This is a genomic window from Pseudomonas sp. Leaf58 (assembly GCF_003627215.1).
GTDB lineage: Bacteria > Pseudomonadota > Gammaproteobacteria > Pseudomonadales > Pseudomonadaceae > Aquipseudomonas.
The window spans coordinates 2078251-2097121 of the sequence record NZ_CP032677.1; the positions used below are offsets into that span (position 1 = coordinate 2078251).

Genomic DNA, 18871 nt, shown 5'->3' on the forward strand with positions numbered 1-18871 from the left:
GGCGACCTTGAGATACCTGATTCAACCGTTGGCGCAGCTTAGGGCTGGCCGACTTTCCAGGGTGTGCCAGCCATTTCGCGGTAACCCTCGGCGTCGGCCAGCAGGCCGGCGATCAGAAGCGCATGTCTAGTGCCAGCTCGAAAGTACGCGGTGGCCCCATGTAGTACTGGCTGTTATAGGCCTGCTTGGCGTACACCTCATCGGTCAGGTTGCGCAGCCGCCCGGTCAGCGTGGTGTGTTCATCCAGTTGGTAACGGGCGAACGCACCGTACAGGGTGTAGGCCGGGGCCTTGAGGCTGTTGGCGTTGTCGGCGTACACCGAGCCCACGTAGCGCCCGTCTGCACCTACGGACCACGCCGTGGACAAGCTGTAGGTCAGCCACACGTTGGCGAGATTGGCCGGCACGTTCACCGGTGCGTTGCCCTTGCGCGACACCGACACGCCGTTGACCGCCTCGTTGAACTCATCGTATTGCGCATCGACGTAGGCATAGTTGGCTTCGGCCAGCAGTTTCGGCGTTACCTGCAGGCGCCCGGACAGCTCAACACCGCGTGAGGTTTGCTGCCCGGCCTGCACCGTGAGGTTGGCGTCGTTGGCGTCACGCACGGCAAAGTCCTTGCGCACGATCTGGTACAGCGCCAGGGTGGCGGCACCGCGCCCTTCGAGAAAGTCGAACTTGCTGCCCACTTCCCACTGTTCGCCTTTGGACAAGTCGAACAGCCCGACGTTGGAATAGGTTGCGGCCGCCAATGAACCGGCCGGCAAGTCGGCAGAGGTGCTGTACTGCGCGTATACGCTGGCCGAAGGGGTCAGCGCATAGGTCAGGCCGATACGCCCGGAAAGCGGCTCCCAGCGCCGCTCGAAGAACGCCGGCGAGGTTGGCGTCACCGCGCCGTAGTTGGTCACTTCCATATCCAGGTAGTCGTAGCGCAGCGCGGTCAGCAGGGCCAGGCGTTCGCTGAGCTGCAGGCGGTTTTCAACGAATACCGCGCGGTTGGTCACCGTGTGGCGACGTTGCTTGGTCAGGCCGGCGTTCACCCCTGGGATGTCATCGAAGCTGCCGGGGTCAAAGTGTTCGGCGTCGACCACGTCGCTCCAACTGCTCGAAGTGGGGTAGAGGGTCTGGTGCATACGCGAGTATTCCAGCCCCAGCGACCACTGGCTGGCCAGGCCGAGCAGCTGGTTGTCGTGGCGCAGTTCGATGCGGTCGCCCAACAGGTTCTGGTCGTGGTGCTGCAGGTAAGGGGTATTGCGCTGTACCTCGCCAGCGCCGGTGTAGCTGTAGCGTTCGAGGTTGCGGTAGTCGCGCTGGGCGTTGTAGTGGTACAGCGTGTTTTGCAGGCTGGTGCTGTCGCTCAGCTGGTAATCGAGGATCGAGCGCAGCCAGCGTACCCGCTGCTCGTAGCGGCCGTCGCCGACGTTGTAGTTTTCGAAGCGGCGGCTGTTGTCGATTTTCATCGTGCGGCGCCCGGGCAGGATTGGCGAGCCCCAGTAGGGGCTGTCTTCGCGGTCTTCCTGGTACTCCAGCGCCAGGGTGTGGGTGAGGTTGGGTGCGAGGTCGCTGAGCAGCGAGAAGGCCAGGCTGTCGGTTTGCCGTTCGTTGCGGTCGACGTAGCCATTGCCGTGCCCGCGGCTGAAATCCAGGCGGGCGAAATGGCGGGCATCGGCGGGGTTGCTGGCCAGTGCCTGGTTGATACCGAACGCCACTTCGCTGTCGTCGAAGCTGCCATAGCGGAGGCGGCCGTCGAGGGTCTGCTGGTCGCGGCTGGCCAGCTTGGTGATGGAGTTGATCGAGCCGCCCACCGCACCCGCACCGTGCAGGAACGACGACGGCCCACCGATCAGCTCGACGCGGTCGAGCACCCAAGCGTCCACTGGCCGGGTGGCGCTGCTGTAGCCCAGGTTGATGCCGTTGTACAACTGGGTGACCTGGTTTTGGGTGAAGCCGCGGTAGGCGACGAAGCCCCCATAACCGGGGTTGGCCGAGGCGTTGACACCGGTCATGGCGTTAATCACGTCCTGGCTGTCCTTGGCGCCGCGTTGTTCGATCACGCGGCGATCCGAGACACTGACCGAGGCGGGTGTTTCCCGCGCGGTGAGGCCCAGGCGTGAGCCGGTGCGGATCGGTTCGTCCAGTTGCACGCCGCTAACGGCGTCGCGTTCACCGTCGATGGTGGTGGCGGTGAGTTCTACGGGGGCAGCGTCCGCCCAGGCGAAGCTGCAGGTGCCCATGAGGAGCACCAGGGAGGTATTGCGAAGCATGTTGGGGTGTCTTCCACGCAAAGCTTATGGCTGACGGCGAGCGCGCAGGCAGGCGCGCCCGGCTGAGGTCAGGCGAAATGAAGTACGGCTGCGGGGAGCGTGGCGGGGGAGGCGCGAGGGTTGAGGGCGGGGCGTTGATAGCGCGGCGGCGGTTGCGCCCAGCTGCGCACGACAATGGGCGAGGTGGCCACGGTTTGTGCCGGGGTGAACGACCAACCGCCACTGCTGAGCGGCACCGCCAGGCCGAACGAGGAACACACCGGGCAGTCGAGCTGGGCCAGGTGCTGGTCGCCGCCGCCATCGAGGTCGATGGCCACGCCGTGTTCGCTGTTGATCGAGCAGAACCCACCTTCCAGGCCGGCCAGGCGCAGGCCGCCCATCTGGCCATGGTGCAGACCGCACAGCAATAGGCTGAACAGGACACTGGCGTAGAGCGTCCAGGCCGTCAGCGCGCGGGTGTGGCGGGTGGTTTTCATGGCGGCGAATCTACCATCCCGATGAACGGTCGGGTAGTGCTTTTGCCGCGAGAATTTTGCGGCGCAACGCGCCCCCAAGCGGTGTCAGGCCGCGCGCTCAAGCACATCCAGCAGGTCGACGAACTCCAGCGCCAGTTTGTGCCGTGGCGCCAGGTGCACCAGCGGCACCGAGGCCTGGTGCGACTCACGCATCTTGATCGAGCTGCTCAGGTACACCGGCAGCACCGGCAGGCCTTCGCTGCGCAATTGCTCCACCAGGGTCTGGTGCAGCGCAGTGCGCCCGGCGTACTGGTTGACCACCACGCCTTCTACCTGCAACGCCGGGTTATGGTCCTGGCGCAGCTCTTCGACCTCGGCCATGACACTGTGCAGGGCCTGGCGCGAAAAGCTGTCGCAGTCGAACGGGATCAACAGGCGCTCCGCCGCCACCAATGCGCTAAAGGTGTAGAAATTGAGTGCCGGTGGGGTATCGATGTAGATCCGCTCGTAGTCTTCGCCCAGCTCTACCAGCAGCTTGCGCAGTTTGTTGATCTTGAACTTGCTCTCCAGCTTGCTTTGCAGGTCGCTGAGGTCGGGGCTGGCGGTGACCAGGTGCAGGTTGCTGTAGCGGGTTTCGGTGATTGCCACGCGGTGCTTCTTGCCAGCGGCGGTAACCGGCGACAACGTCTGGCGGAAGAAGTCGGCGATGCCGGCAGGAATGGCGTCATTGACCAGGCCGGTCAGGTAGTAGGTGGCATTGGCTTGCGGGTCGAGGTCGACCAACAACGTGCGGTAGCCTTCTGTGGCACTGGCGGCGGCAAGATTGCAGGCGATGCTGGATTTACCCACACCACCTTTCTGATTGAAAACCACACGACGCATGAGACGCTCATCCATGAAGTAAAAATGTCAGGTCGGGGTCAATCCTATGACTGAAAAGCGACAGTTTCATGACAAGGCTTGTTACGCCCTGCACATTCATCTGTTTCATGTGCCGATAACAACTCGATTGCGCCCCTCCTGCTTGGCCCGGTACAGCGCCCGATCAGCCTCGCTCAATGCATCCCCCGGCTCGCTACCGGCCTGGCCATCCCAGCGCGCCACCCCCAGCGAAACCGTCACCGCCCCCACCGGTGCCACTGGCGTATCCTGCACCGTCACGCGTAGCCGTTCGGCTACCACTGTCGCCACCTCCAGGCTGGCCCCCGGCAGCAGCATCAGAAACTCCTCGCCGCCGGTGCGGCACAGCAGATCGCCCTCGCGGCAGCAGCGGCGCATCAACTCCGCCAGCCGGCGCAGTACCTGGTCCCCCACCTCGTGCCCATGGCTGTCGTTGACCCGCTTGAAATGGTCGATATCCACCACGATCGCTGCAAATGCCCGGCCCTCGGCTTCCAGCAGCGACAGGCCGAACTCCAGGCTGCGACGGTTGCCTAGGCCGGTCAGCGGGTCGGTCTGGGCGTCGCGGTTGAGCCGGCCAATGCGCTCCTGCAGCAAGTTGAGCCCGAACAACAAGGCGCGCTTGAGCTCGGCTGCCTCGAAGTACCAGGCCGGTACCCGACGCAGGCGCTCGGCAGTGCCGGCATGGTCCATCGAACGGGCGCCGGCGGCCAGCTGCCACAGCGGCCGGGCGATGGTCATGGCCAGCCACCACAGCAGCAGGCTGCCCACCAGAGCTAAAGGCACGGAGGTCCCCACCACGTTGAGAATCAAGCGGTTCAATGGCGCCACCGTCTGCGCCAGTGGCTGCTGCGCCACCACCCCCCAGCCGGCACTGCGCACGGTGGCGAAACCCGCAAGCATTTCCACCCCCTGGCTGTTCGTCACTTGGCGGGTCCCGCTGCCCAGTGTCGCCAGTTGGTCGATCAATGCATTGCCTTCGACCACGGTGCCCACCCGCTGGCTGTCAGGGTGGTACAGCAGGCGGCGGTTGCGGTCGACCACGTACAGGTAGGAACCGTCCTTGTAAAAATGCTCGCCCAGCAGGCTGTTGAGGATGTTGCGTTCGCGCAGATACAGGCTGCCGCCGACATACCCCAAGTAGCGGCCGTTGCTGTCGAAAATGGGTTGCGACAGCGCCACTACCAGGTTGTTGGCCACCGACACGTAAGGCGTCGACACCAGCGGGCGACGCTCGTGCAGCGCCTCCTGCACACCCGGTGAGTGCATGCGGCTGCCGACCAGGTGCCGCAGCGGGGCGGGGGAAATTGCCAGCAGCACGCCGTTGGCATCGAGCACGAAGGTAGAGTTGAAGGCCATGCTCTGGCTCAGGACGCGGTCGGTCTCCGCCTGCAGCGCCCCAGCGTCAGCCAGCTGCCGGCCCTGCATACCGGCGCTGAACGACAACTGTTGCTGGGCATTGCCGATAAAAGTCTCGGTAATGGTGGCCAGCTTCATCGCATACACCCGGTTGGCTTCCAAGGCGTGGTCGATCAGCAACTGGCGCTGCACGCGGTAGCTGGCGAAATAGCTGGCGCACAGCATGACCAGGGCGGTAAGTGCGCAGAGCACCAGAATGAGTGTGCGTAAATCCAGGCGCAATCCGTGCTTGGCGTATGACAATCCTGACCTCGGGGGAACGAAAACAGCAACGAAATGGGGACCACCTTACGCGCTATGGGCGCCGCGGGGAATCGTTCAGGAGCCTGCTTTTTCCAGCGCGTCCAGTTCGTCTTCCACCTCCTGCATGCGCCGTTCGACCAAGGCCTGCACCTTCACGTCGCGAGCAGTCTCGCGCATCAGCGCGGTAAGCTTCTCGCTCAGGCGCCTGCCGGCTTCGGTGTCCTCCAGGGCGCGGGCCTTGGCCGGGTCCTGGGTGGCCTCGACGATGGTGGCGAACTCGGCGTCGCTGAAGTTCTTGTCGCTATACAGCCGGAACAGGTCCTGGCGCTGGTCCTCGACGGTCAAGTGCTTGCGCAGTACATCCTGGATGGTCGCTGGCGACAGCTGCGGGTGCGTGCGACCGAGCAGTGCGGCCATGCGTTCGATGTTATGCATGTAGGCATCTTGCAGCGGCAACTGGGCGAGGATCTGCTCCTCACGGGAGGGTTTCTGCTCGCAGGCAGCGAGGACGGCAACCAACAACAAGGGCAACAGCAACTTCTGGAAGCAAGGCATGGCGGGGCCTGGTCGGGCAGTCTAGTGGGCAGATTATAGCGGTGTCACCCCGGTCACGACGACCCCTGTGATTTTGCCTGGAGGCGCACGACAACGGGCAACGGGGGTGGTTGACTAGCGGCGCTTAGGTCAGAAACAGCCTACAACGGTGCTGCGAAGGTGATCGACGCGTTCATTTAAAAAAACACCCGACTTGCTTACTTTCCCAGGTGCACGGATTTTTCAACGCACCCAAGGGAGATTCACGATGCCGTACATGGCCCTGTACAAACTCAAACTACTGGACGAGTTCGAAGACCGCAGAGACCTGTGGACCTTCGGTGATTTCGAGAGCAGGTTGATGGACCTCTGGCGTGGGGCGACTTATCACGACGCCAAAAGCATCATCATTGCGGCGCACAAAGAGCGGCGTTGGCCCAGGACGGTGAAGCGCTATCTGCTGACTAATTACCAGGCGTTTGGCAATGTCAGCTCGGAGCTCGAGCAGGTATTCGCCGAGGTGGTGGCGGCGATGAGTGTGCAGGAGCGGGCGGAGTGGGGCTTACACCCTGTTGGCAGTTCGGTTGCCTGATCGGTTTTTTGGGGCTGCAAAGCAGCCCCATTCAGGCAAGGCGAAATATCAGAACCCGCCCGCCAACGGCCATTCCACCGCCAACCGAATCTGGTCCCCATCCAACTCCGCTTGCGCCGTATTCCCCCGATGCACGTTATGCCGCAGCGAAAACGCGGTGCCCTTGGCTTTGCCACTTTGCACCACATACCGCGCCTCCAGGTCACGCTCCCAATGTTTGCCGCCCTTGCCATAACCCAGGTACGCATAGCCGCCGTTGGGGTCGACATGCGTGCCGTCGATGGCAAACCCGCGCACGTACAACGCTGTCAGGTTCAACCCCGGTACCCCATAGGCGCCCATGTCCAGGTCATAGCGTGCTTGCCACGACTTCTCGTTGGGCGCGTTGAAGTCCGACATTTGCACCGCGTTGGCAATGTAGATCGCCCCCCGCGACACGTAGTCGAAGGGTGTGTTGCCGTCTACCTGCTGCCAGCCCAGGCTGAAACCGTGCGGCCCCAGGTTGTAGCGGGAGACCAGGCTCCATGTGGTGTTGTCGATGCGCCCGGACAGTGCCTTGCCGGTGTCGGTAGTGCGGTACAGGTTGAGGTCCAGGCTGAGGCTGCGATGGTCATCCAGGGCATGGCTGAGGGTGCTGCCCAAGTAGTGCTGGTTCCAGCTGTCCTGATAGCGTGACGTGTACAGGCTGGTGCTGAAGGTGGCGTTGGGGTTCCACACGGCGCCAGCAAGGTCGAAACTGTTGCCCTGGCGGCCGTTGGAGTAGTTCACCACGAAGCCTTGGTCGTGGCTGGAAGCATTGCGGTCGGTATCCTCGTTGAAGTGCCCGGCCACCAGTTTGAGCGGGTCGCGTTCGTTGCTGGTGAGAAGCAGACCAGTAGCGGTTTCGGGTAGCAGGCGGCTGTCGGAGGCGCTGAACACTGGCGTTTTGACCCGTTGCTCACCGTAGGACAGCACGGTATTGGCCACGCGCAGTTTCACCGCCGCGCCGCCCCGGCTGTATTCATTTTCAGGGTGCCCATGGTTATCGACCGCGAGCAGGCGCGCCTTGCCCGCGCGCCCGCCGCCACTGTTGAGCTGCACACCGAGGTAGGCGTGGGCATCCACCCCGACACCAACCAGGCCTTGGCTGAAGCCGGACTGGAAGCTGCCCATCAAGCCATAGGCCCATTCCTCGGCCTTGCCGCTGCGCTCGTTGCGTGGCTTGTAGGCATTGCGCGCGGCGCTGTTGCGCCCGCCATGCTTGTAGTCGCGTTGGTCGAACACGCTGCGGTTGAGCAGGCTCCAGCTGCCATCCTCGACAACGCCCTGGCTGCGCGATTGAGCGGAGCCTGCCAGTGCGGCTGGGGCAAGCAGGGCGCTGGCGAGCAGCAGGGCGACGGGGCGCAACAGCATGGGGGGAACGTCCTGTTCAGAGGGCGCGAAAACGCAGGATGCGCGCGCCGTCGAAGGGGTCGGTAAGGTAGTGGGCGTGCACGCCAAAGGTCGTTAACAGGCGCTCGGGTGTGAGCACCTCCAACGGTTTGCCGAGAGCGACCAGGCAGCCTTTGTCGAGCACCGCGACACGGTCGCAGGTAAGCGCCTGGTTGAGGTCGTGCAGGGCTACCAGGGTGGTTATCGACAAGGCTTGCACCTGTTGCAGCAGGCTCAATTGGTGCTGGATGTCCAGGTGGTTGGTCGGCTCGTCCAGCAGCAGCACCTGCGGCCGCTGCGCCAGCGCCCTTGCGATGTGTACGCGCTGGCGCTCGCCACCGGACAACGCCCCCCACAGGCGCGTGCGCAGGTGCAGGGCGTCAAGGTCGGCCAAGGCCTGCTCGACGATGGCGTGGTCCTCCCGGGAGAACGGTGCCAGCGCCGACAACCAAGGGGTGCGGCCCAAGGCAACAGCGTCGAAAACGCTGATCGCATCGAGGGTGTCGGCCTGCTGTTCGACCAGTGCCAAGGCCTGGGCGATACGGCGGCGGGGCAACTGTGCCAGCGCTTCGCCAAGCAGCTGCACGCTGCCGCTGCCTGGCTTGCGCAGCCCGGCCAGCACCTTTAGCAGCGATGACTTGCCGGAGCCGTTGGGGCCGACGATGCCCAGGGTTTCGCCAGCGACAACGCGCAGCTCGATAGCCTGGAGCACCGCATTACCGGCCAAGTGCAAGCTCAGCCCCTGGCAGCTCAGGGGCGCAATAGGGACAGCCGGCATGGCGGTCATGGCTGCCTCCGGCGGCTGATCAGAATCAGCGCGAAGACCGGTGCGCCGAGCAGCGCGGTGACCACACCCACGGGGATCACCTGGCCGCAGATCAGGGTGCGCGACAGAATATCGGCGGCGATCAGGAACAGTGCGCCGCCCAGCGCGCTGGCGGGCAGCAGTCGGCTATGCCCGGGGCCAAGCAGCAGGCGCAGGGCATGGGGGATCACCAGCCCGACAAAACCGATGGCACCGACGATGGACACCATCACCGCCGTTACCAGCGCCGCGCAACTGATCAGCAGCAACTGGGTGCGCCGGACTGGGATGCCCAGCGACGCTGCCGAATCGGCACCGAAGGTGAACGCATCCAGCGCGCGGCGATGCCACCAGCACACCACCAGCCCGCACAGTGCCACTGGCACGGCCAGCCACACCGAAGGCCAACGCACGCCACTGAGGTTGCCCAGCAGCCAGAACAGGATGCCGCGTGCCTGCTCGGCGGTGGCCGACTTGGTGATGAGAAACGCGGTGAGGGCATTGAACAGTTGCGAACCGGCGATACCGGCGAGGATCACTTGGGCATTGTTGCTGCTGGGACCGGCCGCGCGGGCCAGCACCAGCACCAGGGCGAACGCCGCCAAGGCACCGAGGAAGGCGCCGCCAGACATACTCAGCGCCAGGCTGCCCACGCCCAGCAGGCCGACCAGCACTGCCCCGGTCGAGGCGCCGGCCGACAACCCCAGCAGGTAAGGATCGGCCAGTGGGTTGCGCAGCAGCGCCTGGAGGATCACACCGCAGGTGGCCAAGCCGGCGCCGCAGGCTGCGGCGACCAAGCTGCGCGTTAGGCGGTAGTTCCAGACGATGCCGGCGTCGAGCGGGTCGACCTCGTAGCCCGCCTGCCACAGGTGGTTGGCCAGCACTTGGCCGACCACGCTGGGCGACAGGTTGCTCTCGCCAATGGCGGTACCGGCCAGTAGGGCCATTAACAGGGCCGCCAGGGCAACCGCGATGCAGGGTAACAGGCGCATTTTCACGGGGTTGCTTTACTGCTGGCGAAGGCGGCGGACAAGGTCTGCAGGCCGCTGAACAGGCGAATGCCGGCCTGCATGGCGTCGGCGTCGAGGATGATGATGCGGTCGTGCTTCACCGCGTCCATGTTGCGGGTGACCGGGTCGCTGCGCAGGAATGCCAGCTTGTTCTGGTAATCATCGGCAGGATAGCGGCGGCGGTCCATGCGGGCGATGATCAGCCAGGTGGGGTTGGCCTTGGCCAGGGTTTCCCAGCCTACGGTCGGCCACTCTTCGCTGGACGCGACCACGTTGCGCACACCGAGGGTGCGCAACATGAAGTCGGCCACCCCTTGGCGGCCTGCGACGTAAGGGTCGATGTGCAGGTCGGCGCTGGAGAACCAGAACAGCGCCGTGGTGGCGGACAGGTCCGTGCCGGCCAGCTGTGCCTTGGCGCTGTCCAGGCGGCCCTTCAGCTCGGCGTTGAGGGCTATGCCGCGCGCCTGTACGTCAAAAATTTCTGCCAGCTGGCTGACACTCTTGTAGATGCTGCTTACCTGGAACGCCTGCAGGCGGGTACCGTCGGCGCCGACCAGATTGTCCTTGCCTTCGCAGTCCGATGGTAGCAAGTAGGTGGGGATGTTCAGTTCGTCGAACTGCTCGCGGGTGCCGACCGCGCCTTGAGCACCGACCATCCATTCAAACTGCACCGTCACCAGCTGCGGGCGCTTGCCTAGCACTGCCTCGAAGCTGGGCTCATTGTCGGCCAGGCGCGGCACCTTGGCGTTCTGCGCCTGGTATTCGGGCAGCACGTTGTTGAACCACAGCGAGGTGCCCGCCAGCTTGTCACCCAGGCCCAGTGTATAGAGTATCTCGGTACCTGCCTGGCCAATGGTAACGGCGCGTTCCGGTGCTTGGGCGAAGGTTTGCGGCTTGCCGCAGTTGTCGACCGTCAGCGGGTAATGGGTGGCAGCAGCCTGGGCAAGGCCACTGAGGCCGAGGCCGGCGAGCAGGGTGGCGAAACGGCGCAGCATGCTGGGCGATCTCCTATCGGACAGTTCTGGTCAGGAACGCACGGACAGGCACCGCCGAACCCCCGCTGGCCGCAGGAGCAACGCTGATGGCCAATCCCGGACACCCCGCCGGTTGGTGAATGTGGGCCGGCAGGTCTCCTGACTGGTGCGTCATGGCCTGGCTCCGGCCTTCCCGAGTGAGTAACCCAGTGGCATCGATGGAGCAGGCTCAGCACCTACAGTTGCGGGGGCAGTTCCATTTGGCCCATTTGGGCGGGCCTGGGATTCCCTATTAATTCCGTGGCGGAAACCGGCGGCGGGCATGGTAGACCATCGCGCCGCCGGGTGAAAACGCTTTTCAGAAGTACTTCAGCCAGGTGATGTCGCGCCGCCGCGCCTTCAGGCGGGCGAACCCACGCACCGGCAGGTACAGCGTAACTGCCAGCAGCACCGCCCCCAGCCACACGGCGCTGATGCCCTCGAAGCCAAAATAGTCGCCATGGTTGTGGCCAAACAGCGCTACGCAGGCCAGGTACAGCAGCTTCAGCACGTACAGGTGCAACAGGTAGAAGAACATCGGTGCTGCGCCGAACACGGCCAGGGCAGCGAGCCAGCGCGTCGGGCCCGCACGCTCGAAGGCGCGCAGCAACAGCAGGCCGCAGCCCAGGGTCAGGGCCAGGAACAGCAGCGATGGCGGGTACTTGGTGATGTTGAAGACGCTCATCAAGGTGTGCGTGAAGGTTGCATAACCGCTCCACGGCGCCTCGCCATAGCCATTGAGCATGCGTAGCACGGCAAAGCCTAGCAGCGCGATCAACCCGGCCTGCAGCAAGCGCTGCTGGCGCTGGCCAGCCTCGCGGCCACGGGCGAACCACGGGCCCAGGCCGTAGCCCAGGGCGATGACGCCGATCCACGGCAGCACCGGGTAAGAGGTGCGCAGCCGCAGGTTTTCGGAAAGCTCCAGCCAGCCGCGGTCATGCAGGATCGCCCATGGCACGTGCAGTGCCGATTCCACACCGAAGTGCAGGCCATCCAGCAGGTTGTGGCCGGCGACGATGACCGCGCCCAGCGTGATCAGAGCGGCACGTGGCAGCCACACCATCAGCGACAGGGCGATCATGCTGACGCCGATGGCCCAGATCACTTGCAGGTAGATGACGCTGGGCGGCAGTTGGAAGGTCCAGGCGAAGTTGACCAGGGTAAATTCCAGCACTACCAGGAACAGCCCGCGCTTGAACAGAAAGGCCGAGACATCGCCGCGGCCCTGGTGCTTCTCGCCGTACAGCCAGGCCGACAGGCCAGTCAGCAGGACGAACACCGGCGCGCACAGGTGGGCCAGGGTACGGCTGAAGAACAGCGAGGGCTCGGTGGTATCGATGGCCATCGGGTCGCTGACCTGGCGGTGCAGGAAGAAGGTTTCGCGGACGTGGTCCAACAGCATGAACAGGATTACCAGGCCGCGCAGGGCATCGATGCTCTGCAGGCGCTGGGTGAGCAGGGTGGGGGTTGCGCTGGCGCTTGTCATGGAAGGTCGCTGGTGGGAATGGATGTCAAATGAAACGTTATCTTATAACTAAATTGGGGTGGGTTGGTAGCGCTTTGTGCTGGCTTCTTCGCGGGCAAGCCCGCGCCTACAGGGAAGGTGTAAATCCTGTCGGAGCGGGTTTACCCGCGAATGGGCCGCCACAGGCAGCTCAGATCAGAAGCTGTAATCCACCGTCGCGAAATACGACCGTGGCATTCCCATCAGCCACTGCTGGCCACTGAACGCCGACTGCACATATTCACGGTCGAACAGGTTGTTCAACTGCAACCCCAGCCGTACATCCGGCAACACCTGCCAGGCGAGGTTGGCATCGACCACGGTGTACCCGGGGGCGCTCTGGGTGTTGGCGGTGTTGGCATAGCGCTCATCTACATAGCGCGCGCCAATGCCGGCCTCTAGCTGCTGGCCGAAGCCTTTGTTCAGCCACAGGTTGGCCGTACGCCTTGGGACGTTGGCCGGCCGGTTGCCCGCGCGGTCCTGCGTGACGCCGCCCACAACTTCGTCGAAGTCGTCATACCGGGCGCGTACCAGCGAAGCGTTGGCCGACACCTGCCACTGGTGCGCCAGCGCCAGTTCCACGGTCGCCTCCAGGCCATCGGACGTCTGCTGGCCAGCCTGTTGTTTGTCGTGGCTGATAGGGTCATCCACCAGCAACTTGCGCTTGACGATGTGGTAGGCCGCCACAGTCCATTCGCCACGGCCGTCCCAGAAGCGCTGTTTCAGGCCCAGCTCGGTCTGCCTGGCCTCGGCCAGGTCGTAGTGCATCTGGTTGGCGCTGAGGCTGATGAGGTTGTCGACCCCGTCCTCGCTGGTGGAGTACTGGCCGTACAGCGACAGGTCGTCGTTGACCGCGAACACCAGCCCGGCACGCCAATTGCCAACTTGCAGGCTACGGTCGCTGCGGCTGTGGTTGGTCAGTTTTGCCTGGTCGATGTGGTTCTGGTCGCGGCGTACCCCGGTGACCAGCGACAGGCGATCGGTCAACTGCAGACGGTTTTCGGCAAACAGGGCGAACGTATGGGTGGTGGACAAGGTTTGCGGGCGCAACGGCGAAGCGCTGTGGAACCAGCCCGGTTGCGGTTGCCACGGGTCGAGGTAGTCGCCGCCCACATCGGTGTAGGGCGCGTTGCTGTCGACGTTGAAGCGGACCTTGTTGTATTCGGCGCCGACCACGGTCTTGCTGGCCAAGTTGAACAACGTATGGTCGAGGGTGAACGCCTGGCGGTCACCGAACTGTTCCTGGTTGTGCTTGATTTCCAGGTAGCTACCGCGCAGCAACTGCTGGTGTTCGGCGTCCCAGCTGTAGTCCTCGGCGTTGCGCCAGTGGCGGCGGCTTTTCATGTAGTACAGCTGGTTGCTGGCGCTGAGGTGGTCGCTCAGCGTCCAGTCGGTGTTCAGCCGGGTCCATTCATCAACATACTGCTGCACGTCGTTGTGCACGTTGTAATTCTGTTTGCGCAGGCTGCTGCGGTAGTGGCCGTCGATCAGCGGGGTGCCGTAGTAGTTGGCAGGTTGCGCATCGCCACGGTCGTGGGCGAGGGTGAAGCTGAGGTCGTCGCTGGCATCGAAGCGCAACGCGGCGCTCACGGCGAGGCTGCGCGAGGTGGTGCGGTCGACCCAGCCGTTGCCGGCCTGCTGGTTCAGGGCCAGGCGGTAGCTCAGGCGCTCGCTGAGCCTGCCGCCGCTGTCCAGGCCGAGCTGCTGGCGATCCCACGAACCATAGCCTAGGCGCAGGTGGTTGCGTACCTCGCCGGCAAACGGCTTTTTCGGGATCACGTTGACCACCGCACCGGTGGCGCCTTCACCGTACAACACCGAGGCCGGGCCGCGAATCACGTCGATGCGCTCGACCATCCACGGGTCGACCGGGAACGTTTGGGTGCCGGCACCGGTGTACAGGCGTGCGCCATCGAACAGCGTCATCACCGAGTTGTGCCCGGTAAAGCCGCGGGCCGAAAGGCCGGTGCCACCATCGCCTGGTGAGCCGATGTAGGTGATGCCCGGTGACCGGGTCACCGCGTCCTGCACGGTAAGGTTGTTGCGCTGCTGGATCTGCACGGCGCTGAGGCTGCTGGTGCTGGCGGGGGTTTCCAGGGCGCTGAGGCCCAGGCGCGAGCCAGCCTGGGTCGGGGTGGCCAGGTCGATGGTATGGCTGTTGAAGGTGTCGGTGACGGCCGTGGAGGGCAGGGCCAGGGGTTTTCGGTCGAGGTCATCGGCCAAGGCCGGCAGGGCAACGGCCAGGCAGGCCGTCAGGGGGTGAAGCTTGAACATACGGGACATGTCGTTCCACTGCTGCAGGAATGAATGGATCCCGGTGGAAAACACGCAAAGGCGCACCGTGCATGCAGGCGCGCGCACGGATACCGGCCCGCGCCCGCCCACCGCGGGTTGCCAAGTGAAGCTTCAGGCCGGTCTCCGGGCTTGCGAGGGGCATGAAACCTTCACCTTCCCATGCACATGCACAGTGGTATCTCGAAGGGTTCGCTCGCTTACCGTTGCGGGGGCAGCGCCGGACTTGTCGTGGGCAACACGACGCACCGGCTTCCCGTTTCACCTTGCGCGCGGCGGCGCAGGGCACCTGAAACTGGCGCGCATCTGACCATTGAAACGCAGGGGCGTCAAATTCGCTGGGGTGATTGGGGGGCCAGACCTGCGAGAGAAGGTTAGCGCCCGCGCCGCCGCGACACCCGCGCCTCGATATTCTTGCGCCCGATCAGCAGCGCTGGCTTCTCCACCACCGGTTCATCCGCCAGCCACTTGTACATCACCAGGCAATCCACCAGCCCCAGGCGGGCATGCCGATAGGCCTTGGGCAAACGGCCGACGGTTTCGAAGCCCAGCTTGTGCCACAGCGCCACCGCCACTTCGTTGGTGGCCACCACAGAGTTGAACTGCAGGGCCAGGAAGCCTTCCTGACGTGCCAGTTTCTGCGAGTGCTCGCACATCAGCCGCGCCACCCCCCGGCCGCGTGCCTGCTCACTGACCATGTAGCCACAATTGCCCACATGCCCGCCCGGCCCGGCGGCATTGGCCTTGAGGTAATACGAGCCGAGCAGCTCGCCGTCTTCCTCAGCCACCAGCGTGCGCACAGGCAGCTCCAGCCACAGCTGGCGGGCCTGTTCGACGTTCATGGCGGGGTCGAATGCGTAGGTTTCACGGGCCTGGATAATGGCCTGAAAGGTGGGCCAGAAGTGTTCGAAGTCTTCGGCTGTCATGGGGCGGATGTGAATCATGCGGAATCCTGCAAAGGCTGGGCCGCCCAGTCTGGGTAACGCGGCGCCGTCGCGCAAGGGCGGCGGCGCCGTTGCTAGTCAACCGTTGGCCTTGCCCACCGCATCCATGGCCCGTGCCGAGTAGACCAGCGCGGCACCGGCATTCATCGCCACGGCCACGCCGAGGGCCTCGGCGATTTCCTCACGGCTGGCGCCGTGCTTGACGGCTTGCTGCGAATGCACGGCGATGCAGCCGTCGCAACGGGTGGTCACGGCCACGGCGAGCGAGATCAGCTCACGGGTCTTGGCGTCCAGGTGGTTGGTCTTGGCCCCGGCACCGCTGGCGGTCATGTAGCCGGCCACGGTGTCGGGGGAGAGTTGCTTGAGATCGCCGATGCCGGCCATCAACTGCTTACGGTAGGCGTCCCAGTCCATCATGCTCATCGTCTTCACCTTGGGGAGGTTGCGAGTGGAGCTTTCAGGCTAGTCGAAGAGCGAGAAGTGTGAGACTTGTACTTTGGTGGGTGTGCGCAGGCCACTCTTGCCATTGGCCGTAAAGGCCGCTTTAAACAATCAGATGTAGAGGAATACCAGCACCAGCGCCGCCACGAATGCCCACTTCTCCAGGTAGTAGCGCATGCGGTTGCGCTTCTTCAGCGCTTTGCCACGTTCGCGGATCTTGTAGATGCGGGTAAACAGCCGGTTGATGCCACCGGTCTTGTCGCCGGCAGCGTTGGGCGCGGCGGCAGCGGCCATGACGTTGCGGCTGAACCAGCGGTTGAACGCGGTCGCCCAGCGGTACTTCAGCGGGCGTTCGACGTCACAGAACAGGATGATGCGGTTGTGCTCGGTGGTGTTGGCCGCGTAGTGGATATAGGTTTCATCGAAAACCACACCCTCACCATCGCGCCACGAGTACTTCTCACCGTCCACGTCGATGTAGCAGCCGTCGTCGTTCGGTGTGTCCAGGCCCAGGTGGTAGCGGTACGAACCGGCATACGGGTCGCGGTGGCGCACCAGCTTGGCGCCGGGCGGCAGGGTGGCGAACATGGCCGCCTTGACCGTACCGATACCTTGCAGCAGCTCGGTGGTGCGTGGGCACAGGGTCATCGCCGACGGGTGGCTTTCGCCGTACCACTTCAGGTAAAAACGTTTCCAGCCGGTCTTGAAGAACGAATTGAAACCGACGTCATCGTAATTGTCGGACTTCTTGATTTCCCCCACATGAAGCAGCTGGCGAGCCTCCTCGCGGATCTCCTGCCAGTGGTCCTGCAGCGGCTGCAGTTCGGGGAAGGCCTCTACCGGCAGGTAAGGCTTGGCCGGGTGCTTGGAAAACAGGTACAGGAAGCTGTTGACCGGAGCCAGGAAGCTGGAGTGGTCGCCCAACTGACGGGTCAGCTTGTGGCGAACCCGACCGCGCAGGTGAACAAAGGCGATCGAGAGAACGAAGATGACTACGAGTGCAATTTTCATGGACGTTTACTTGTCGAAAAATGGCCATGCGCCATGGCATAAGCCCGCCAGCATAAACAATCATGGGGGCAGTTTGTACTCATTGTTGCGAATCGACGGGGCGACTTAGGTGTAATGCCCTAGAGACTTGCGCAAACGTTTCATGTTCAGGAGTTGGTATGATTCAGGATGTACGCCCCAGCGGTACCCCCTTCAAGCGGCTGTTCTTCGCCTTGCCAGTCAGCGATGTCCAGCGCCGTGCTCTGGCCCAGTGGCGGCACGGCTTGGGCCTGCGCAGCGGCAAGCCGGTGCCGGTTGCCAACTTCCATGTGACACTGCTGTTTGTTGGCGATGTGGAGGCCGCCCAGGTGCCAGCCATTTGTGCGGCGGTCGACCAGTTGGCGCTGCCGGCCACGGCACCGCGGCTGTTACTCGACCGCTTGCAGGTATGGCAGCGGGCCAGCGCCCTGGTGCTGGAGGCCCAGCAAACCCCTGCGGCGCTGTTGCAACTGGTGTACGGCCTGCAGCAAGCGTTGCTGCCACTAGGAGTGGCAGCGGCCAGCCGCGACTATCGCCCGCACCTGACACTGGCCAGGGATTTTCGCGGCCAGCCGCCAGAGGCCAGCAGCGCGCCGGATTTCTACCTTGCTGCCCGGCATTTCACCCTTTACGAGTCGCGCAAGGGCGCCTACTGGCCATTGGCACAGTGGCCGCTGTCGAACTGATTCACGCCGCTACCTCGCAACCTGCGAACAACCGTTCGCCCAGCGCGTGTGCTGTGTGCAGGTGTGGGGTTGGGTCTACCACTTCGCTGTTTTCCAGCAGGGTAGAGCTGAGCACCTCGGCACCGCAGTAGTCGAAGATGCCGTGCTCGATCTGCACGCGCATCGCTTCGCCATAGCCGTGCCGTTCGAAGGTACCGCCATCGGCGCCGGCAACGCCGACCAGGTGCACCTTCATGCCGCGCAATTTCTTGACCACGCTGTTTGCGTCATAGGCATACGCCCAACCGTTGCTGAATACCCGCTCGACCCAGCCTTTGAGCAAGGCCGGCATTGACCACCAATAGACGGGATACACCAGCACCACGGCATCGGCGCGTTCGATGCGTGCCTGCTCCTTGCGTACATCGGCCGGCGTGGCAGCCAGCCCGCGATACAAGGCCTGGTCGGCCAGGCCGAAACGCGGGTCGAAACCTTCACTGGCCAGGTCGGCGATTTCGCTGCTGTGGCCGGCATTGGCCAGGCCAGCGGCAACCTGCCGGGCCAGGGCGTGGGTGAGTGATTGCGGGTCGTGATGAGCGACAACGATCAGGGCGTGCATGATGAATTCTCCAGGACGGTGATGCAGGGTTACCTTCAGCGCTATATACTCAAGGTAAGTTACGGTTAGTAAGTTACTTTTGGTAGGTAAGCGATGTCAAGCGATGACTCAACCCGCTCGCGCAAACGCCTTAGCCGCGACGAGCGCCGTCGCCAGTTGCTCGATGTGGCTTGGCAACTGGTGCGCAATGAGGGCACCGATGCCCTGAGCCTGGGCCATCTGGCCGAGCGGGCAGGGGTGACCAAGCCAGTGGTCTACGACCATTTCGAAACCCGCACCGGGCTGCTGGTAGCGCTGTATCAGCAATACGATGAGCGCCAATGTCAGATGTTCGAGCAGGCGCTGACGCGCAGTGACGCCAACCTGGTCAGCCGCGCCTGGGTGATTGCCGAGGCTTATGTCGACTGCGTGATGAGCCAGGGGCTGGAGATACCTGGGGTGTCGGCCGCATTGGCCGGTTCGCCGGAAATGGAAGCGCTCAAGCGGGCCTGCGAGCAGCCGTTCCTGGACAGGTGCCGGGATGCGCTGGTGGGGTTTTCGCCCAGCGGCACTGTAGGGGCGGCCGGCATGCGCCTGCTGGTAGGGGCGGCGGATGCCTTGTCCCAGGCGGTTGCGGCGGGAGAACTGGAAGCCGGCCAGGCCAAGGCTGAACTGCAGGCAGCTATCGTGGCGATGGTCGAGCGGCAGTGAAGGTTTGAGAGGGCCCGGCCCGCAACGCAGCCCGCCGGCCCAT

The 18871-nt window shown here is 64.0% G+C and carries 18 protein-coding genes and 2 riboswitches; of the genes, 3 read left to right on the forward strand and 15 right to left on the reverse strand.

Annotation, left to right across the window (positions count from 1 at the left end; translation table 11 throughout):
• Positions 1-112: 112 nt before the first annotated feature.
• The 5 genes from DV532_RS09760 to DV532_RS09780 form a co-directional block, all read right to left on the reverse strand.
• Positions 113-2263, reverse strand: a complete 2151-nt coding sequence (locus DV532_RS09760) for a TonB-dependent siderophore receptor (RefSeq protein WP_056800528.1) — start codon at positions 2261-2263, stop codon at positions 113-115.
• Positions 2264-2331: 68 nt separating this feature from the next.
• Positions 2332-2739 (reverse strand): DUF2946 family protein, encoded by a 408-nt coding sequence (locus tag DV532_RS09765; protein ID WP_056800531.1) that lies wholly within the window; start codon positions 2737-2739, stop codon positions 2332-2334.
• A gap of 84 nt (positions 2740-2823) precedes the next feature.
• Positions 2824-3600, reverse strand: coding sequence for a ParA family protein (locus tag DV532_RS09770; RefSeq protein WP_056800533.1), 777 nt, complete (start codon positions 3598-3600; stop codon positions 2824-2826).
• Between the two features lie 105 nt (positions 3601-3705).
• Positions 3706-5280, reverse strand: coding sequence for a sensor domain-containing diguanylate cyclase (locus DV532_RS09775; protein ID WP_056800536.1), 1575 nt, complete (start codon positions 5278-5280; stop codon positions 3706-3708).
• Positions 5281-5355: 75 nt separating this feature from the next.
• Complete coding sequence (locus DV532_RS09780) at positions 5356-5835, reverse strand: hypothetical protein (protein WP_056800538.1); 480 nt, start codon at positions 5833-5835, stop codon at positions 5356-5358.
• Between the two features lie 247 nt (positions 5836-6082).
• Here DV532_RS09780 and DV532_RS09785 point away from each other — a divergent pair, with 247 nt between their 5' ends.
• Positions 6083-6406: a hypothetical protein gene (locus DV532_RS09785; RefSeq protein ID WP_056800541.1), complete on the forward strand. Its 324-nt coding sequence runs from the start codon at positions 6083-6085 to the stop codon at positions 6404-6406.
• 48 nt (positions 6407-6454) lie between these two features.
• On the opposite strand, the gene DV532_RS09790 is transcribed toward DV532_RS09785, so the two are convergent.
• The 9 genes from DV532_RS09790 to lpxO all read right to left on the reverse strand — a co-directional run bounded on the left by DV532_RS09790 (position 6455) and on the right by lpxO (position 16836).
• Positions 6455-7798, reverse strand: a complete 1344-nt coding sequence (locus tag DV532_RS09790) for an OprD family porin (protein ID WP_056800543.1) — start codon at positions 7796-7798, stop codon at positions 6455-6457.
• Between the two features lie 16 nt (positions 7799-7814).
• Positions 7815-8603, reverse strand: a complete 789-nt coding sequence (locus tag DV532_RS09795) for an ABC transporter ATP-binding protein (protein WP_056800546.1) — start codon at positions 8601-8603, stop codon at positions 7815-7817.
• Positions 8600-9613 carry an iron ABC transporter permease gene (locus DV532_RS09800; RefSeq protein WP_056800548.1) on the reverse strand — a complete coding sequence of 338 codons (1014 nt, stop codon included), beginning with the start codon at positions 9611-9613 and terminating at the stop codon, positions 8600-8602. Before DV532_RS09800 ends, DV532_RS09795 begins: the two co-directional genes overlap by 4 nt.
• A 2-nt stretch (positions 9614-9615) precedes the next feature.
• Complete coding sequence (locus DV532_RS09805) at positions 9616-10626, reverse strand: ABC transporter substrate-binding protein (RefSeq protein ID WP_056800551.1); 1011 nt, start codon at positions 10624-10626, stop codon at positions 9616-9618.
• Between the two features lie 110 nt (positions 10627-10736).
• Positions 10737-10935, reverse strand: a riboswitch (cobalamin riboswitch).
• A gap of 28 nt (positions 10936-10963) precedes the next feature.
• Positions 10964-12130, reverse strand: coding sequence for a DUF1624 domain-containing protein (locus DV532_RS09810; protein WP_056800553.1), 1167 nt, complete (start codon positions 12128-12130; stop codon positions 10964-10966).
• Between the two features lie 174 nt (positions 12131-12304).
• Complete coding sequence (locus tag DV532_RS09815; RefSeq protein WP_056800555.1) at positions 12305-14431, reverse strand: TonB-dependent siderophore receptor; 2127 nt, start codon at positions 14429-14431, stop codon at positions 12305-12307.
• Between the two features lie 108 nt (positions 14432-14539).
• A riboswitch (cobalamin riboswitch) is annotated at positions 14540-14748 on the reverse strand.
• A gap of 66 nt (positions 14749-14814) precedes the next feature.
• Positions 14815-15384: a GNAT family N-acetyltransferase gene (locus DV532_RS09820; protein ID WP_056800559.1), complete on the reverse strand. Its 570-nt coding sequence runs from the start codon at positions 15382-15384 to the stop codon at positions 14815-14817.
• Between the two features lie 78 nt (positions 15385-15462).
• Positions 15463-15807 carry a carboxymuconolactone decarboxylase family protein gene (locus DV532_RS09825; RefSeq protein WP_013973174.1) on the reverse strand — a complete coding sequence of 115 codons (345 nt, stop codon included), beginning with the start codon at positions 15805-15807 and terminating at the stop codon, positions 15463-15465.
• Positions 15808-15936: 129 nt separating this feature from the next.
• Positions 15937-16836 (reverse strand): lipid A hydroxylase LpxO, encoded by a 900-nt coding sequence (gene lpxO, locus DV532_RS09830; RefSeq protein ID WP_056800561.1) that lies wholly within the window; start codon positions 16834-16836, stop codon positions 15937-15939.
• Between the two features lie 158 nt (positions 16837-16994).
• On the opposite strand from lpxO, the gene thpR reads away from it, so the two are divergent.
• On the forward strand, positions 16995-17540 hold the full coding sequence (thpR, locus tag DV532_RS09835) for an RNA 2',3'-cyclic phosphodiesterase (RefSeq protein ID WP_056800563.1): 546 nt from the start codon (positions 16995-16997) through the stop codon (positions 17538-17540).
• 1 nt (position 17541) lies between these two features.
• Here thpR and DV532_RS09840 read toward each other — a convergent pair whose 3' ends face one another.
• Complete coding sequence (locus DV532_RS09840; protein WP_056800568.1) at positions 17542-18138, reverse strand: NAD(P)H-dependent oxidoreductase; 597 nt, start codon at positions 18136-18138, stop codon at positions 17542-17544.
• Positions 18139-18231: 93 nt separating this feature from the next.
• Here DV532_RS09840 and DV532_RS09845 point away from each other — a divergent pair, with 93 nt between their 5' ends.
• Entirely contained in the window at positions 18232-18828 is a 597-nt protein-coding gene (locus tag DV532_RS09845; RefSeq protein WP_056800571.1) for a TetR/AcrR family transcriptional regulator, read from the forward strand.
• Positions 18829-18871: the final 43 nt, after the last annotated feature.

Bases quoted from the DNA above. Each gene is read 5' to 3' on its own strand.
- DV532_RS09760 (WP_056800528.1), bottom strand. From the start codon at position 2,263: ATGCTTCGCAATACCTCCCTGGTGCTCCTCATGGGCACCTGCAGCTTC.
- DV532_RS09765 (WP_056800531.1), bottom strand. From the start codon at position 2,739: ATGAAAACCACCCGCCACACCCGCGCGCTGACGGCCTGGACGCTCTAC.
- DV532_RS09770 (WP_056800533.1), bottom strand. From the start codon at position 3,600: ATGCGTCGTGTGGTTTTCAATCAGAAAGGTGGTGTGGGTAAATCCAGC.
- DV532_RS09780 (WP_056800538.1), bottom strand. From the start codon at position 5,835: ATGCCTTGCTTCCAGAAGTTGCTGTTGCCCTTGTTGTTGGTTGCCGTC.
- DV532_RS09785 (WP_056800541.1), top strand. From the start codon at position 6,083: ATGCCGTACATGGCCCTGTACAAACTCAAACTACTGGACGAGTTCGAA.
- DV532_RS09790 (WP_056800543.1), bottom strand. From the start codon at position 7,798: ATGCTGTTGCGCCCCGTCGCCCTGCTGCTCGCCAGCGCCCTGCTTGCC.
- DV532_RS09795 (WP_056800546.1), bottom strand. From the start codon at position 8,603: ATGACCGCCATGCCGGCTGTCCCTATTGCGCCCCTGAGCTGCCAGGGG.
- DV532_RS09800 (WP_056800548.1), bottom strand. From the start codon at position 9,613: ATGCGCCTGTTACCCTGCATCGCGGTTGCCCTGGCGGCCCTGTTAATG.
- DV532_RS09805 (WP_056800551.1), bottom strand. From the start codon at position 10,626: ATGCTGCGCCGTTTCGCCACCCTGCTCGCCGGCCTCGGCCTCAGTGGC.
- DV532_RS09810 (WP_056800553.1), bottom strand. From the start codon at position 12,130: ATGACAAGCGCCAGCGCAACCCCCACCCTGCTCACCCAGCGCCTGCAG.
- DV532_RS09815 (WP_056800555.1), bottom strand. From the start codon at position 14,431: ATGTCCCGTATGTTCAAGCTTCACCCCCTGACGGCCTGCCTGGCCGTT.
- DV532_RS09820 (WP_056800559.1), bottom strand. From the start codon at position 15,384: ATGATTCACATCCGCCCCATGACAGCCGAAGACTTCGAACACTTCTGG.
- DV532_RS09825 (WP_013973174.1), bottom strand. From the start codon at position 15,807: ATGAGCATGATGGACTGGGACGCCTACCGTAAGCAGTTGATGGCCGGC.
- lpxO (WP_056800561.1), bottom strand. From the start codon at position 16,836: ATGAAAATTGCACTCGTAGTCATCTTCGTTCTCTCGATCGCCTTTGTT.
- thpR (WP_056800563.1), top strand. From the start codon at position 16,995: ATGATTCAGGATGTACGCCCCAGCGGTACCCCCTTCAAGCGGCTGTTC.
- DV532_RS09840 (WP_056800568.1), bottom strand. From the start codon at position 18,138: ATGCACGCCCTGATCGTTGTCGCTCATCACGACCCGCAATCACTCACC.
- DV532_RS09845 (WP_056800571.1), top strand. From the start codon at position 18,232: ATGTCAAGCGATGACTCAACCCGCTCGCGCAAACGCCTTAGCCGCGAC.